General features: G+C 74.8%; 15 protein-coding genes. 11 read left to right on the top strand and 4 right to left on the bottom strand.

Going from position 1 to position 14,919, the window contains the following annotated elements:
• Positions 1–82 precede the first annotated feature (82 nt).
• From ACFV4G_RS12405 to ACFV4G_RS12380, 6 genes are all read left to right on the top strand, one after another.
• Positions 83–1,384, top strand: a complete 1,302-nt coding sequence (locus ACFV4G_RS12405) for a sensor histidine kinase (RefSeq protein WP_380439306.1) — start codon at positions 83–85, stop codon at positions 1,382–1,384.
• A complete protein-coding gene (locus ACFV4G_RS12400; RefSeq protein ID WP_380439304.1) occupies positions 1,381–2,055 on the top strand; it encodes a response regulator in 675 nt (224 codons plus the stop codon). The genes ACFV4G_RS12405 and ACFV4G_RS12400 overlap by 4 nt, the downstream gene beginning before the upstream one ends.
• Before the next feature lie 117 nt (positions 2,056–2,172).
• Complete coding sequence (locus ACFV4G_RS12395; protein ID WP_380439302.1) at positions 2,173–3,294, top strand: alpha/beta hydrolase; 1,122 nt, start codon at positions 2,173–2,175, stop codon at positions 3,292–3,294.
• Positions 3,295–3,332: 38 nt separating this feature from the next.
• Entirely contained in the window at positions 3,333–4,562 is a 1,230-nt protein-coding gene (locus ACFV4G_RS12390) for an acyltransferase (RefSeq protein WP_380439300.1), read from the top strand.
• An 87-nt stretch (positions 4,563–4,649) separates the two neighbouring features.
• Positions 4,650–4,994 (top strand): MmcQ/YjbR family DNA-binding protein, encoded by a 345-nt coding sequence (locus ACFV4G_RS12385; protein WP_380439298.1) that lies wholly within the window; start codon positions 4,650–4,652, stop codon positions 4,992–4,994.
• A gap of 212 nt (positions 4,995–5,206) precedes the next feature.
• Positions 5,207–6,424, top strand: coding sequence for an alpha/beta hydrolase (locus ACFV4G_RS12380; protein ID WP_380439296.1), 1,218 nt, complete (start codon positions 5,207–5,209; stop codon positions 6,422–6,424).
• Positions 6,425–6,464: 40 nt separating this feature from the next.
• Here the strand turns inward: ACFV4G_RS12380 and ACFV4G_RS12375 are convergent, their stop codons facing one another.
• From ACFV4G_RS12375 to ACFV4G_RS12365, 3 genes are all read right to left on the bottom strand, one after another.
• Positions 6,465–7,442, bottom strand: coding sequence for a helix-turn-helix transcriptional regulator (locus tag ACFV4G_RS12375; protein ID WP_380439294.1), 978 nt, complete (start codon positions 7,440–7,442; stop codon positions 6,465–6,467).
• 165 nt (positions 7,443–7,607) lie between these two features.
• Entirely contained in the window at positions 7,608–8,621 is a 1,014-nt protein-coding gene (locus tag ACFV4G_RS12370) for an aldo/keto reductase (RefSeq protein ID WP_380439293.1), read from the bottom strand.
• Positions 8,618–9,121: a MerR family transcriptional regulator gene (locus ACFV4G_RS12365; protein WP_380439291.1), complete on the bottom strand. Its 504-nt coding sequence runs from the start codon at positions 9,119–9,121 to the stop codon at positions 8,618–8,620. Before ACFV4G_RS12365 ends, ACFV4G_RS12370 begins: the two co-directional genes overlap by 4 nt.
• Positions 9,122–9,239: 118 nt before the next feature.
• On the opposite strand from ACFV4G_RS12365, the gene ACFV4G_RS12360 reads away from it, so the two are divergent.
• Positions 9,240–10,079, top strand: coding sequence for a serine hydrolase domain-containing protein (locus ACFV4G_RS12360; protein ID WP_380439289.1), 840 nt, complete (start codon positions 9,240–9,242; stop codon positions 10,077–10,079).
• A gap of 59 nt (positions 10,080–10,138) precedes the next feature.
• On the opposite strand, the gene ACFV4G_RS12355 is transcribed toward ACFV4G_RS12360, so the two are convergent.
• Entirely contained in the window at positions 10,139–10,915 is a 777-nt protein-coding gene (locus ACFV4G_RS12355) for a pirin family protein (RefSeq protein ID WP_380439287.1), read from the bottom strand.
• Positions 10,916–11,121: 206 nt separating this feature from the next.
• Between ACFV4G_RS12355 and ACFV4G_RS12350 the strand changes: the two genes are divergently transcribed.
• The 4 genes from ACFV4G_RS12350 (at position 11,122) to ACFV4G_RS12335 (ending at position 14,793) form a co-directional block, all read left to right on the top strand.
• Positions 11,122–12,318: a PucR family transcriptional regulator gene (locus ACFV4G_RS12350; RefSeq protein ID WP_380439440.1), complete on the top strand. Its 1,197-nt coding sequence runs from the start codon at positions 11,122–11,124 to the stop codon at positions 12,316–12,318.
• A gap of 90 nt (positions 12,319–12,408) precedes the next feature.
• On the top strand, positions 12,409–13,359 hold the full coding sequence (locus tag ACFV4G_RS12345) for an ACP S-malonyltransferase (RefSeq protein ID WP_380439285.1): 951 nt from the start codon (positions 12,409–12,411) through the stop codon (positions 13,357–13,359).
• Between the two features lie 73 nt (positions 13,360–13,432).
• Positions 13,433–14,464, top strand: a complete 1,032-nt coding sequence (locus tag ACFV4G_RS12340) for a beta-ketoacyl-ACP synthase III (RefSeq protein ID WP_380439283.1) — start codon at positions 13,433–13,435, stop codon at positions 14,462–14,464.
• Positions 14,465–14,544: 80 nt separating this feature from the next.
• Positions 14,545–14,793, top strand: coding sequence for an acyl carrier protein (locus ACFV4G_RS12335; protein ID WP_380439280.1), 249 nt, complete (start codon positions 14,545–14,547; stop codon positions 14,791–14,793).
• The last annotated feature ends 126 nt before the right edge of the window (positions 14,794–14,919 follow it).

The following is a 14,919-nucleotide window of genomic DNA, read 5'->3' as shown; positions in this document are numbered from 1 at the left end:
GGCCGGCGTCATACCGGAGTACTAGGCGCGATCCGGTCCCCGGTCCGACGCCGACCGCGCCACCCGCCCCTACGCTGGCCGGATGATCGCCCCGCCCACCGGGAAACCCCGCCGGCCGTCCCCGCGCGCCCTGTTCGTCGCGCTGCTGAGCCCGTCCACCGACCACACGCCGCTCCTGGCGCAGTCACGCCGGCCCTGGCTGCGCTACCTGCCGTACGTCCTCGCGCTGGCCGCGATCTCCGCGCTGCTGCCCAGCTCGATCAACGTGCTCGCCAACGACTACGGCATCGACACCGGGCTCGCGGCGGCCCTCGCCGTCGCGCAGACCGCGCCGCTGCTCCTGGCGCCCGCCCGGCCGCTGCCCGCCTGGTGGATGATCGGGCTGACGGACCTCCTCACGGCCGTGGTGGTGCTCGCCACGGCCACCAAGACCGCGCCGGTCTTCCCCTGGCCGGCCACCAACCTGGTCGGGTACCTGCTGCTGATGGTGCCGCTCGCCCTCCGCGAGGCGCGCCGCACCCTGGTCGCGGTGTGGCTGGCCACCACCGCCGTGAGCCTCGTGTTCTCCGTGCTCGGCGCGGTGCGCGACTGGGGCGGGGACAACAGCCTGCTGGCGATCGCCCTCAGCGGCGCGGTCCTGGTCCTCGGCGGTGCCCTGCGGGAACGCGCCGAGGCCCGCCGGCTGCTCACCGAGCAGGAGCACATCAGCGAGGCCGAGCGCGAGCGCCGCACGCTGCTGGAGGAGCGCGCCCGGATCGCGCGCGAGCTGCACGACGTGGTGGCGCACCACATGTCGGTGATCGCGGTGCAGGCGGCCAGCGCGCCGTACCGGATCGGCGGTGTCCCGGACGAGGCCGTCGAGGAGTTCACCGCGATCGCCGGCTCGGCCCGCGAGTCGCTCGCCGAAATGCGGCGCCTGCTGGGGGTGTTGCGCAGCGAGGAGAGCGCGGCCGAGACGGCGCCCCAGCCGGGCGTGGAGCAACTCGGCCAGCTGGTCGAGACGGTGGGCCGGGCCGGGGTGCCGGCCGAGCTGACGGCGGATCCGGGGCTGGCGGAGCGGGTGCCGCAGGCCGTCGCCCTCTCCGCGTACCGGATCGTCCAGGAGGCGCTGGCCAACGTCGTCCGGCACGCGCCCGGGGCGCGGACCTGGGTGTCGCTCACGGCCGACGGCCCCGAGCTGCTGGTCACCGTGGTGAACGCGCCGCCGCCCGAACCCCGCGAGTCGCTGGAGGCCACGGCCGAGGGCACCGGGCAGGGGCTGGTCGGCATGCGCGAACGCGTCCGGCTCGTGGATGGCAGGCTGGACACCGGCCCGCTGCCGGACGGCGGCTTCAAGGTGGCCGCCGTCCTGCCCCTCGACCCCGCCCGGGAGACACCCGCATGACCATCCGCGTGATCATCGTCGACGACCAGGCCATGGTGCGGGCCGGCTTCGCCGCACTGCTGAACGCCCAGAGCGACATCGACGTGGTGGGGGACGCGGCGGACGGCGCGCAGGCCCTGGAGGTCAGCGGCCGCACCCACCCGGACGTCGTCCTGATGGACGTCCGGATGCCCGGCATGGACGGCCTGGAGGCGGCCCGCCGGCTGCTCGACCCGGCCGTGCCGGGCGCGCACCGGCCCAAGGTGCTGATGCTGACCACCTTCGACGTGGACGACTACGTGTACGAGGCGCTGCGCGCCGGGGCGAGCGGCTTCCTGCTGAAGGACGCCCCGCCGGCCGACCTGATCGCCGCCGTGCGGGTCGTCGCGGCCGGGGAGGCGCTGCTCGCACCCTCGGTGACGCGCCGGCTGATCGAGGACTTCGCCCGCACCCGCCCGGCCCGCCGGCGCGACCCCAAGGTGCGGCTCAACGGCCTGACCCCGCGCGAGACCGAGGTGCTGGAGCTGATCGCCCGCGGCCTGTCCAACCAGGAGATCGCCGGCCGCCTGGTGCTGGCCGAGCAGACGGTCAAGACGCACATCGGCCGGATCCTCGCCAAGCTCGACCTGCGCGACCGCGCCCAGGCGGTCGTGCTCGCCTACGAGTCCGGGCTCGTGACCCCTGGTGGGTAGCAGGTAGTACCGGGGTAGCACCCCCGACTTGGCCCCGCGGTGTGACGTCCGCGGGGCCTTCCCGTTCCTACCTTCCTCTCCGTCGCCAGTGAGCAACGGACAAGGGAGCACGGGAAGATGGGAAAGTTTCGGGCCAGGCGTGCGATCGCCGCCGCCACGGTCGCGCTCGCGGCGGTACTCGGCGCCGGCGGCTGGGCCGCCGACACGCAGCAGGCCGTCACCGGCCCGCCGCCCGGCAGCGCCGCGTGGACGGCCGACACCGCCCTCGGCCTCCGGCTGCCCGACCCGGCCGCCACCGACCCGGCCGAAGTCGCCGCGTTCTTCGCCCGGTTGACGCCCGCCCAGGGCGAGGCCCTCGCCGCCCGGCACCCGCTGGTGGTCGGCAACCTGGACGGCGCGCCCGTCCGACTCCGCTACCACGCCAACGCCCTGGCCCTCGCCGCCGAGCGCGACCGGGAGGCCGCCCGCGCCGCCGACCCGGCGCTCACCCCGCAGGACCAGGCCGCCGCCCGCACCCGCGCCGAGCGCTACCGCACCCTGCTCGACGGCGGACGGCAGGTCCTCGCCTTCGACCCGCGCGGCCGCGGCCAGGTCGCCGAGGTCTACGGCGACCTGGCCGGCGCGAGTCGCACCGCCGTCGTCGTCCCCGGCTCCGACATCGACCTGCTGAACTTCGACCGCGCCGCCGACCCGTACGGCACCCCCGCCGGCATGGCGAGGTCCCTGTACGAGGCCACCGGCCGGACGACCGCCGTCATCGCCTGGGCCGGCTACACCACCCCGGTCGGACTCGGCGTGGACGCCGCCACCGAGGACCTGGCCCGCGCCGGCGCCGGCCGGCTGACCCGGCTGCTCGACGGGCTCGCCGTCAGCACCCGCCCCGAGGCCCCGGCCACCGTCTTCTGCCACAGCTACGGCTCGGTCGTCTGCGGCCTGGCCCACCCGGGCCCCGCACAGGCCTCCGGCGTGGTGGTGCTCGGCTCGCCCGGCATGGGCGTCGGCTCCGCCGCCGACCTCGACCCCCGCGTCCCGCTCTGGGCCACCACCCGCAACGACTCCGACTGGATCGGCCGGGTGCCCAACGTCTCGCTGTTCGGCCTCGGCCACGGCGCCGACCCGACCGGCCCGGACTTCGGCGCCCGCCCCCTGCCGTCCACCGGCTCGCACGGCCACACCGGCTACTTCGCCCCCGGCACCGCCTCGCTCACCGCCTACGCCGCCCTCGCGCAGGGCCGCTGACCAGCCCGGACCGCCGCAACCGGAGAAGGAGCACCGCCATGGCCCACCCGCTCACCGCCCTGCGCCGCGCCGCCCACGAGGTCGACGCCCGCACCCCCGCGCACCGCGACCGCGCCCTCGACGGCCTGCGCGCCCTCGCCCTGCTCGCCGTCCCGCTCGGGCACTGGATGCTCGGCGGCTTCACCCGCGACCCCGACGGCACCCTGCACAACGCCAGCCCGCTCTCCACCCTCGGCGGCTTCGCCCCGGTCAGCTGGGTGCTGCAGATGCTCGGGGTGTTCTTCCTGGTCGGCGGCTACTCCTCGGTCCGCTCGCTGGACCGCGCCCGCGCCAGGGGCACGACCTACGGGGGCTGGCTGCGCGCCCGGACGGTCCGGCTGCTGCGCCCGGTGCTCGGCGTGACGGCGGTGTGGGCGGTGCTGATCCCGCTGCTGCCCCGGCTCGGCGTCCCGGCCGGCACCGTCCGCACCGGCGCGACGCTGGTGGTGCAGCCGCTCTGGTACATCGCCGTCTACCTGGGGGTGACCGCGCTCACCTCGGTCTGCCTGGCCGCCGCCCGCCGGCTCGGCGCGTGGTCGGCGGGGCTCCTGGTGGCCGTCGTCGCCGTGGTGGACGCACTGCGGTACGGGCCGTGGGCGGAGGCGGTGCCGTCCTGGGTCGGGCTGGTCAACATCCTGCCGGGCTGGCTGTTCGGCTACCAGCTGGGCGTGCTGTGGGCGCGGGGCCGGCTCGACCGCCGGGCCGCGCGGGTCCTGCTGGGCGGCGGCGCCGTGCTGTTCGCCGCGCTGCTGCTGGTGTTCCACTACCCGGCGAGCATGGTCGGCGTGCCCGGCGTCGAGCGGACCAACTCGCACCCGCCGTCCCTGCTGGTGCTCGCCCTGGCGGCGGCGCAGTGCGGCGCCGCGGTGCTGCTGCGGGAGCGCCTGGGCCGGCTGCTGACCCGCCGTCCGCTGCTGTGGCTGCCGGTGGTCGTGGTCAACCTGTCGGCGATGACGGTCTTCTGCTGGCACCAGACCGCGATGCTCGCCGTGGCGGTGCCCGGCGCCGCCGGCCTCGGCGCCGTCCCCGGGCTGACCACCGCGCCGGACTCCCTCGTCTGGGTGGCCGCCCGGCTGGCGCTGCTCCCGCTGTTCGCGGCCGCACTGGTGGCGATCGGTTGGTTCGCCCGGCGGTTCGACGCGCCGTGGACGGCCCTCTCCCGCCCGTGGAAGGCCGTGGCCGGAGCCGGTGCGGCCCTGTTCACCGCGTACGCGCTGGGCGTGGTGTGACCCGCCCGCCCCAGCCGCCACACGCCCCCGGAGCGCCTTGGCGCGCACCGGGGGCGCGTTGTCGGTGGCGTGCTCTAACCTGCCGTCATGGTGACGTTCGACGAGTTCCGCGCGATGGCCCTGGCCCTTCCGGAGGCCGCGCAGGAGCCGACGTGGGAGATCGAGACGCTGCGGGTGCGGGCCAGGATCTTCGCGATGGGCTCACCCGAGGGCGAGCGGGTCACCGTCAAGGCCAGTCCCGAGGACCAGGCCGAACTCCTGGCCGCCGAGCCGGAGGTGTTCTCGTCCGCCCCCTACGTCGGCCGGCACGGCTGGGTGAGCGTCCGGCTGGACCTCGTCGACCCCGAGGAGCTCCGCGACCTGGTCACCGAGGCCTGGCGGCGCACCGCGCCGAAGCGACTCGTCAGGGAGTTCGACGAGGGGGCGCGGTGACGCCCGGGACGACGGCGCCCCCGGCCCGGCGGGGCGTCCCGAACCACGGGAAGACGCGACCCGGACACCCACGGTTCATGTGATCCATCCCACAGTTTGGGCGTGTCCGTCACCCTCCCGTGACCTCTACGCTTGCGGAGGGAAGTTCGCAGTCTGACGCACCCCTCGGGCCCCGCCCAGGACATGGTGACGGGCCCAAGGGAGTTGGTGCGGTGCGCAACCGTCGACGCTGGAAGCGTGTACTGATCGGGGCGTTCGCGGGCTTCGCGGTCCTCGCCGACGCCGGCGCCTCGGCCGCCGCGGCCGCCGCCTCCACCGAGCAGCTGGCGATCAGCACGCCCCCGGCCGGCAGCGCCGCCTGGGTCCAGGACCACTCCTTCGGCCGCGGCCTGCCCGACCCGGCCACCACCACCCCGGCCGCCGCCGCCGAGTTCTTCGCCTCGCTGGCCCCCACCGAGCTCGACCGGCTGATCCGGCAGTACCCGCTGGTCGTCGGCAACTTCGACGGCGCCCCGCTCGACCTGCGCTACCGCGCCAACCGGATCGCCCTCACCGAGGAGCGCGACGCCGCCCGCGCCCGCGCCAACGACCCCAAGCTCGACTCCGACGCCCGCGCACTGGCCGTCTCCCGCGCCAACGACGTCGAGCACCTGCTCTCCCGCGACCGCCAGGTCCTCGCCTTCGACCCGCGCGGGCGCGGCCTGGTCACCGAGGTGTGGGGCGACCTCGCCGACGCCGAGCGGGTCTCCGTCCTGGTGCCCGGCTCGGACGCCGACCTCGGCCACTTCGACCAGGCCGCCGACCCGCTGCGCTCCCCCGCCGGCATGGCCCGCGCCCTGTACGCCGAGGAGCACAAGCAGGCCCCGAAGACCCGCACCGCGGTGATCGCCTGGACCGGCTACGTCACCCCTTCCGGCCTCGGCCCGGACGCCGTCACCTCCCGCCTCGCCGACATCGGCGCGCCCCGGCTGCAGCGCCTGCTCGCCGGGCTCAAGGAGACCACCCGCCCGGACGCGCCGCCGTCCCTGCTGTGCCACTCCTACGGGTCCGTGGTCTGCGGCGACGCCGCCCCCGAGATCCCGCGCGCCGCGGCCTCGCCGTCCGACACCTCCGGCGTCACCGACATGATGGTGTTCGGCAGCCCCGGCATGGGCGTGCAGAGCACCAGCGAGCTCGGCACCGGGGTCAAGGTGTGGGCCACCCGCAACCCCAGCGACTGGATCGGCAACGTCCCGTACCTGGAGGTCGGCGGTCTGGGCCACGGCGCCGACCCGACGTCCTCCGGCTTCGGCGCCGAGGAGATCTCCTCGGCCCGCGCGGCCGGCCACAACGGCTACTTCACCGAGGGCACCGACAGCCTGCACAACTTCGCGGCGATCTCGCTCGGCCACTACCAGGACGTCGTCCTCCGGCCGCAGTCCGGCTCCTGATCCCCGCAGGGAGCTCAAGGCCGGGGGCGAAAGGCACGCCCTACTCCTGGTAGAGCCTCAGCGCCTCCGCCGCCGCCCGGGCCAGTTCCCGACGGGCGGCGGGCGGGGACAGCACCTCGGCCTCCGGGCCGAAGGCGAGCAGCGCGCGGACGGCGGCCGGCGTGGGGAACGCCATCGCCAGCTCGACCCACTCCTCGGCCGGCCCGGCGCCCGCCTCCGGCGGCTGCGCGGTGACCCGCCCGCCGTGGACACGGACGAACAGGTCCAGCCGCCCGCGCCGCACCCGTACCCGCACCGGCAGCTCGTTCGGCCGCCGCTCCACGTGCTCGCGCAGCCCCGCCCACACGTCGCCGAGCCCCGCCCCGGGGCGGCGGCGCACCGGCTCCTCGGCCGTCTCGGCGGCCAGCACCCGGTCGGCCCGGAACAGCCGGGGCTCGCCGTTCAGGTCGGCCACCAGGTACCAGAGCGCGGCCCGGCTCACCAGGCCGTACGGGTCGACGGTGTACTCCACCGGCACCGGCGTGCCGCCGTGCCGGTAGCGCAGGCGCAGCCGCCGGTCGGCGAAGACCGCGTACTGCAGCTCGCCCAGGTCCGGTCCGGCAGCGGCGCCGGCCCCGCTCGGCAGCCAGCGCGGCGGGTCGACCAGGACGCGCTCGCCGCCGCGCCCGCCGGCGGGCGGCTCCGGCGCCGGCAGCGCCGCCATCACCTTGCGCAGCGCCGAGCCGAGCGCCCCGTCCAGTGCGAGCTCGCCGTGCGCGCCCCGCGCGGACAGCACGAGCAGCGCGCGGGCCTCGTCCCCGGTCAGCCCGCCGACGTCGGCGCGGTGGCCGGGCAGCAGGCCGATGCCGCCGCGCCGGCCGCGCTCGGTGAACACCGGGACGCCGGCCGCGGCGAGCGACTCCACGTCGCGGTAGATGGTGCGGACGGACACCTCCAGGCGCTCCGCCAGTTCCGTGGCGGGCATCCGGCCGCGGGTCTGCAGCAGCAGGAGGATCGAGAGCAGCCGGTCGGCCTTCATGGCAGCAGAATCGCAGCAATCATGACGGCCGTTGTCAGGCTTTACCCGGAGATTGCCCGCTCGATACGAAATCCCGTTCGATTACCGGGAGTTGACCCGCCGTACGCGAGCGGCCCGGGGAGCCGGAGCAGCCCCCGGGCCGAACCCGCCCGGCCCCGAAGGCCGTTACTCGCGCTCGACCTGCGTGTTCGCCATGCTCGGGTAGCGATCCCCGGCCACCTCGCCGGCCACCGGCTCCAGCAGCGCCAGTTCGGCGGGGCGGAGCTCCAGCGTCGCGGCGGCGGTGTTCTCCGCGAGCCGGGTGCGCTTGCGGGTGCCGGGGATCGGCACGACGGTGAGCCCGTGCACCTGCGCCCGCTGGTGCACCCAGGCCAGCGCGACCTGGGCCGGCGTCACCCCGCGGTCCGCCGCGATCCGCCGCACCGGCTCCAGCAGGGCGTCGTTGGCCTTCGCGTTGGCGCCGGTGAAGCGCGGCTGGGTGCGCCGGAAGTCGTCGGCCGGGAGCTGCTCGGCGTCCTGGAAGGAGCCGGTCAGGAAACCCCGGCCGAGCGGCGAGTACGGCACGAACGCGACGCCCAGCCCGGCCGCGGCCGGCACCACCGAGCGCTCGACGTCGCGGGAGAACACCGACCACTCGGACTGCACCGCGGCGATCGGGTGGACGGCGTGCGCCTCGCGCAGCTCGGCCCCGGTCACCTCGGAGAGCCCGAGGTGGCGCACCTTGCCGGCCCGCACCAACTCGGCCATGGCGCCCACGGATTCGGCGAGCGGCACGGCCGGGTCGCGGCGGTGCATGTAGTAGAGGTCGATGACGTCGACACCCAGCCGGCGCAGCGAGGCGTCGACCGCGGCCCGGATGTACTCGGGGTCGTTGCGGACGGCCCGGTAGCCCGGGTCCTCCGCCCTGCGCTCGATGGCGAACTTGGTGGCGATCACCACCCGGTCGCGGTTGGCCCGGACGAACGGGCCGATCAGCTCCTCGTTGTGGCCGGAGCCGTACATGTCGGCCGTGTCGAACAGGGTGACGCCGGCCTCCAGGGCGGCGTCCAGGGTGGCCAGCGACTCGGTCGTGTCGGTCGGGCCGTAGAACTCGCTCATGCCCATGCAGCCGAGGCCCTGGACACCGACGAGCGGGCCGTCGGCGCCGAGTCGGGCGGTGGGGAGTGCGGGGTGCGTCATGCTCGCTGCTCTTCCTCTGCTCGGTAGTACTGGCACTGGACGGGTGCGCCGGCGGCGTCGGCGATCTTCCCCGCGTAGAGATCGATCTTGTAGTCGAGGACGGCGAGAGTGGCCTGGAGGTCGGCGATCCGCTGCCGGACCTCCTCGCGCTGCGTCACCAGCAGCTGCCGCCGGCCCTCGTACGTCCGCTCGCCCTCGCGGGCCATGTCGACGTACCTGAGCATGTCCGCCACCGACATGCCGGTCAGCCGCAGCCGGCCGAGGAAGGCCAGCCGGTGCAGGTCGGCGTCGCAGTAGCGGCGCTGGCCGCCGACCGCGCGGTCGACCGGGTCGAGCAGGCCGATCCGCTCGTACCAGCGCAGGGTGTGCGTGGTCAGTCCACTGGCCGCCGAGACCTCGCTGATGGTGTGCCGCGGAGTCCGGTCCGGATCGCCGACCGGCCGGCCGAACACCTCGGAACAGCTCCGCAGATCGACCTCGACGGGTGCGAGTGTGGCCATGACCGATACCCCCTGTGCCGTGATGACGACGACGCTACCTAGTTGGAGTGCACTCCAAGCAAGCCTCACAACCGGGTGGTCCCGCCACCCGCTTTCGAGCCCCGTTAGAGTCGGGCCCATGGAGAGCTTGCGGATGATCGAGAACTGGCCCGTCCCCCACGCCGCCGCGGCGGTCGTCCGGGGCTCGGACGGAGCGGTGCTGGGCTCGCACGGACCGCAGCAGCACCTGTTCCCGCTCGCGTCGGTGACCAAGCTGCTCACCTCCTACGCCGCGCTGGTCGCCGTGGAGGAGGGAGTCTTCGAGCTCGACGACCCGGCCGGCCCGCCCGGTTCGACCGTCCGCCACCTGCTCGCCCACACCTCCGGCCTCGGCTTCGACGAGGACCGGGTGTTCGGCGAGCCGGGCAAGCGCCGCCTCTACTCCAACGCCGGCTTCGACGCGCTGGCGAACGCCCTCGCCACGGCCGCCGGGATCGAGTTCTCGCGCTACGCCGCCGAGGCGGTGTTCGAGCCGCTGGGCATGCACGACACCCTGGTCAACACCGCCCACAAGTCCCCGGCCGGCGCGGGCGGCCTGTCCACGCTCGCCGACCTCACCCGGTTCGCCGCCGAGCTGCAGTCCCCCAAGCTGCTCGACCCGTCCACCGTCCACCGGGCCACCCGCGAGGTCGCCTTCCCCGGCACCAGCGGCGTGCTGCCCGGCTACGGCCACCGCCGCCCCAACGACTGGGGCCTCGGCTTCGAGATCCGCGACGGCAAGACCCCGCACTGGACGGGCACCGCCAACTCCCCCGCGACCTTCGGCCACTTCGGCCAGTCCGGCACCTTCCTGTGGGTCGACCCGGCGGCCGGGGCCGCCTGCATCGCCCTCACCGACCGGGACTTCGGCCCCTGGGCGGCCGAGGCCTGGCCGCAGCTGTCCGACGCGGTGCTGGCCGAACTGCCGGGGCTGGCCTAGCTGCCGGGACTGGCCTGGCTGCCGGGACTGGCCTGGCTGCCGGGGGCTGGCCGGCCGAGTCAGCCGTACGAGACCGGCGAGTGCATCTCCCACAGCAGGAGTTCGGCGCCGGTCTCACCGGCCGACGGGTCCGCGAACGCGTCACCGGTGATCCGCACGCTGTCCCCCGGCACCATCGAACGCCCCTCGCCCTTCGGGCCCGGCACCGTCCGGTAGCCCAGCGCGCCGGCCGTCAGATGCGCGTAGCGCCAAGCCGCGGAGGGCAGTCGGGGCAGCGGCTGCCACGGCCCCGCGGTCGCCAGCCAGAGCGCGGCGTCGCTGCGCCGCAGCCGCAGGACGTCCGCCCCGGCGTCGCGCTCCAGCCCGGAGGCCAGCAGCGTCAACCCGCCCGCGGCCGCTTCCACCCGGCGCAGCCCGTACGCCGGGGGCGCGTCGAACGCGTCCGGCTGGAGCCACATCTGGACGAACCGGACCGGCCCCTCGGCACCGCCGACGTTGCGCTCGGTGTGGGTCACGCCCGAGCCCGCGCTCAGGTGCTGGAGCATCCCCGGGCGCACGACGCCGCTGTGGCCGTGCGAATCCCGGTGCGCCAGCGCGCCCTCCAGGACCCAGGTGAGGATCTCGGTGTCCCGGTGCTTGTGCTCGTCGAACCCGGCCCCTGGCGCGAGGAGTTCCTCGTTGCAGGCGAGCAGCGCGCCGAAGTGCGTGTTCTTCGGGTCGTAGTGCCCCGAGAAGGAGAACGCGTGCCTGGTCTCGACGCCCTCGGCCGGGGTGGAGAGGTAGCGCTCGGCGGTGCGGCGGTGGTCCGCGCGGGGGCGGGCGGGGGCGTCGGTCACGGCCCCACCGTAACCGGTGTGACGGGTGCCACCGCGGCGCTCCGCCGGGGGGTGTGCACGAGCAGTGACTCACGTGAGGCAGTCTTGTCCTTGTGCCAGCCGCTTCCTCAGACGCCACCAGCGACCCCACCGAGAATCCCGCGCCGGGCGGGAAGGCCCCGGCCTCCGCACCGGGCCGCCACCGCCCCGGCCGCTCCGCGCCGCGCCTGACCCCGCAGGAGCGCAGAAACGCCGCGGACCGCGCCGAGCGCCGGGCCGCGACGCTCAAGCGGCTGGAGAAGTCCTCGGGCAAGCTGGCCAGCGCCGCGATCGCGCGGATGGACGACCAGCTCGGCTGGTACCGGCGGATGCCGCCGGAGCACCGCTCCTGGATCGGCCTGGTCGCCCAGGCGGGCATCGCCGCCTTCACCGAGTGGTACCGCCAGCCGGAGGCCGCGCAGGCGATCTCCACCGACGTCTTCGGCACCGCCCCGCGCGAGCTGACCAGGGCGATCACGCTGCGCCAGACCGTCGAGCTGATCCGCACCACGATCGAGGTGATGGAGGAGGCCATCGAGGAGGTGGCCGCCCCCGGCGACGAGGCGGACATGCGCGAGTCCGTGCTGGTCTACGCCCGGGAGATCGCCTTCGCCACCGCCCAGGTCTACGCCCAGGCGGCCGAGGCGCGCGGCGCCTGGGACGCCCGGCTGGAGGCGCTGGTCGTCAACTCGCTGCTCTCCGGCGATGCGGACGAGGGAGTGCTCTCGCGCGCCGCGGCGCTCGGCTGGGGCCAGCCGAGCCAGGTCCGGGTGGTGATGGGCAGCGCCCCGGACGGCGACAGCGAGCTGGTCGTCGAGGCGATCCGCCGGGCCGCCCGCTACGCCAAGCTGAACGTGCTGACGGGCGTCCTGGGCAAGCGCCTGGTGGTCGTGGTGGGCGGCGACAAGGAGCCGGTGCACGCGGCCCGGGCGCTGATCGGCCAGTTCGCGCCGGGCCCGGTCGTGGTCGGCCCGACCGTGCCCGACCTGCTCTCGGCCACCCGTTCGGCGCACGCCGCCGCGGCCGGCCTGCGGGCCTGCGCCGCCTGGCCGGACGCCCCCCGCCCGGTGCTGGCCGACGACCTGCTGCCCGAACGCGCGCTCGCCGGCGACGAGGCGGCCCGCCGCCAGCTGGTGGAGGAGATCTACACACCGCTCGACGAGGCGGGCTCGGCCCTGCTGGAGACGCTGAGCGTCTACCTGGAGCAGGCCTCCTCGCTGGAGGGCGCCGCCCGGATGCTCTTCGTCCACCCGAACACGGTGCGCTACCGGCTCCGACGTGTGACCGACGTCACGGGCTACGCGCCATCGGACGTTCGATCGGCGTTCACGCTGCGGATCGCCCTGGCCCTCGGCCGACTGACGTCCGTCGGCGAGCAGGGCTGACCAGGATGTAGGGAACTTACAATCCCGGATGGTTTTCTTCGTTACCGTCGCCTACCCGCCCCCGGGCGCCTGGCGAGAGAGGGTTGAACCGTGCTCGTAATCGTCGCCCCTGGACAGGGTGCCCAGACCCCCGGTTTCCTCAGCCCCTGGCTGGAGGTCGACGGTGTCGCCGACCGCCTGAGCGGCTGGTCGGAGGTCGCCGGACTCGACCTCCTGCACGCCGGCACGGAGGCTTCCGCGGAGGAGATCAAGGACACCGCCGTCGCCCAGCCGCTGCTGGTCGCCGCCGGCCTGGTCACCGCCCGCGCGCTCTTCCCCGACGAGACCGCCGCCCGTTCCCTGGTCGGCGCCGTGGCCGGCCACAGCGTCGGTGAGATCACCGCCGCCGCCGGCGCCGGTGTGCTCGGCGCCCACGACGCGCTGACCTTCGTCCGGGAGCGCAGCCGCGCGATGGCCGAGGCCGCCGCCGTCACCGAGACCGGCATGACCGCCGTCCTCGGCGGCGACCCGGAGGCCGTCGCGGCCAAGCTGACCGAGCACGGCCTGACCCCGGCCAACAACAACGGCGGCGGCCAGATCGTCGCTGCCGGCACGCTCGCCCAGCTGGAGGCGCTGAAGGCGGACCCGCCGACCGGCGCCCGGCTGATCCCGCTGAAGGTGGCGGGCGCCTTCCACACCGAGCACATGGCCCCGGGCGTCGAGCGGCTGGCGAAGCTGGCCCCGACCCTGACCGTGGCCGATCCGCAGGTGCGCTACGTCTCCAACCGGGACGGCGCGGTGGTCTCCTCCGGCACCGAGGTGCTGGAGCGTCTGGTGTCGCAGGTCTCCAACCCGGTCCGCTGGGACCTCTGCATGGAGACGCTGGCCGCGCTGGGCGCGACCGCCGTGATCGAGCTGGCCCCCGCGGGCACGCTCACCGGCCTGGTCAAGCGCAACCTCAAGGGTGTGGCGACGCTCGCCCTCAAGACCCCCGCCGACCTCGACAAGGCTCGCGAGCTGATCGCGGAGCACGGCGGTAAGGACCAGGAGAGCCAGGCATGAGTGAGCGCAGCGAACGAATGATCGGCAGGTGCGCATCTTGCGAAGCGACCGCCGAGCGCAGCGAGGTGGCCGCATGAGCAAGCCGCAGATTCGTCCTTCGACCGGGGCCGAGTACTCACGGATCCACGGCGTGGGCGGTTACCGTCCCGTCCGCGTGATCCCGAACTCCGAGGTCCTGGAGTGGATCGAGTCCTCGGACGAGTGGATCCGCACCCGCAGCGGCATCGCCGAGCGCCGTTGGGCCGGTCCGGAGGAGAGCGTCGCCGAGATGTCGGTGCAGGCCGCCGGCAAGGCCATCGCCCAGGCCGGGATCGCCCCCGACCAGATCGGCGGCGTCATCGTCGCGACCGTCTCGCACCTCAAGCAGACCCCCGCGATCGCCACCGAGATCGCCGAGCGCCTGGGCTGCGGCACCGCCCCGGCCTTCGACATCTCGGCCGCCTGCGCCGGCTTCGGCTACGGCCTGGGCCTGGCCGACGGCATGATCCGCGGCGGCAGCGCCGAGTACGTGCTGGTGATCGGCGTCGAGCGGCTGAGCGACCTGACCGACCAGTCGGACCGCTCGACCGCGTTCATCTTCGGCGACGGCGCCGGCGCCGCGATCGTCGGCCCCTCCGACACCCCCGGCATCGGCAAGGTGATCTGGGGCTCGGACGGCTCGCAGAAGGACGTCATCTCGCAGACCCAGGCCTGGGACACCGCGTTCGCCAAGCCCGACGCCGTCAACGGCGCGGGTGAGGAGGCCAAGTGGCCGGCCCTGCGGATGGAGGGCCAGACGGTCTTCCGCTGGGCCGTCTGGGAGATGGCCAAGGTGGCCCAGCAGGCGCTGGACGCCGCCGGCATCACCGCCGACCAGCTCGGCGCCTTCATCCCGCACCAGGCCAACATGCGCATCACCGATGCCATGATCAAGGCCCTCAAGCTGCCCGACTCGGTGCCGGTCGCCCGCGACATCACCGAAACCGGGAACACCTCGGCGGCCTCCATCCCGTTGGCGATGGAGCGCATGCTGGAGAGCGGCGAGGCCCGCAGCGGAGACCTCGCGCTGATCATCGGGTTCGGGGCGGGTCTCGTGTACGCCGCGGCAGTCGTTACGCTCCCCTAGGCGCGTTTCGCCCCACTCATCCGCAAGCCTGCGTCCGTCCGCCGGTCGGACGCGTTCAACACCGAAGAGGAGCAGCCAGTATGGCTATGGACAAGGCCGAGGTCCTGGAAGGTCTCGCCGAGATCGTCAACGAGATCGCCGGCATCCCGACCGAGGACGTCCAGATCGACAAGTCGTTCACCGACGACCTGGACGTCGACTCGCTCTCCATGGTCGAGGTCGTCGTGGCCGCCGAGGAGCGCTTCGACGTCAAGATCCCGGACGACGAGGTCAAGAACCTGAAGACCGTCGGCGACGCCGTCGAGTACATCGTCACCAACGCCGCCTGAGCGGTCGCGTGATCGTCGGTCGGCTCGCCGAGTCGGCCGACCCGCCGGGCCGGGGCCCCCCCCCCCGGGCCCCCCCCCGGCCCCCCCCCCCGCGCCCCCCCCCCCCCCCCCCCCCCCGCGCCCCGA

Origin of the sequence: Kitasatospora sp. NPDC059747 (genome assembly GCF_042732955.1) — a bacterium.
Taxonomy (GTDB): Bacteria; Actinomycetota; Actinomycetes; order Streptomycetales; family Streptomycetaceae; genus Kitasatospora.
Note: the sequence above shows the minus strand (reverse complement) of the source record. Positions and strands in the feature narration are given on the sequence as shown.

Coding starts and splice junctions, on each gene's coding strand:
- ACFV4G_RS12360 (WP_380439289.1), top strand. CDS start 9,240: ATGGAGAGCTTGCGGATGATCGAGAACTGGCCCGTCCCCCACGCCGCC.
- ACFV4G_RS12395 (WP_380439302.1), top strand. CDS start 2,173: ATGGGAAAGTTTCGGGCCAGGCGTGCGATCGCCGCCGCCACGGTCGCG.
- ACFV4G_RS12370 (WP_380439293.1), bottom strand. CDS start 8,621: ATGACGCACCCCGCACTCCCCACCGCCCGACTCGGCGCCGACGGCCCG.
- ACFV4G_RS12405 (WP_380439306.1), top strand. CDS start 83: ATGATCGCCCCGCCCACCGGGAAACCCCGCCGGCCGTCCCCGCGCGCC.
- ACFV4G_RS12385 (WP_380439298.1), top strand. CDS start 4,650: ATGGTGACGTTCGACGAGTTCCGCGCGATGGCCCTGGCCCTTCCGGAG.
- ACFV4G_RS12400 (WP_380439304.1), top strand. CDS start 1,381: ATGACCATCCGCGTGATCATCGTCGACGACCAGGCCATGGTGCGGGCC.
- ACFV4G_RS12365 (WP_380439291.1), bottom strand. CDS start 9,121: ATGGCCACACTCGCACCCGTCGAGGTCGATCTGCGGAGCTGTTCCGAG.
- ACFV4G_RS12375 (WP_380439294.1), bottom strand. CDS start 7,442: ATGAAGGCCGACCGGCTGCTCTCGATCCTCCTGCTGCTGCAGACCCGC.
- ACFV4G_RS12340 (WP_380439283.1), top strand. CDS start 13,433: ATGAGCAAGCCGCAGATTCGTCCTTCGACCGGGGCCGAGTACTCACGG.
- ACFV4G_RS12390 (WP_380439300.1), top strand. CDS start 3,333: ATGGCCCACCCGCTCACCGCCCTGCGCCGCGCCGCCCACGAGGTCGAC.
- ACFV4G_RS12335 (WP_380439280.1), top strand. CDS start 14,545: ATGGCTATGGACAAGGCCGAGGTCCTGGAAGGTCTCGCCGAGATCGTC.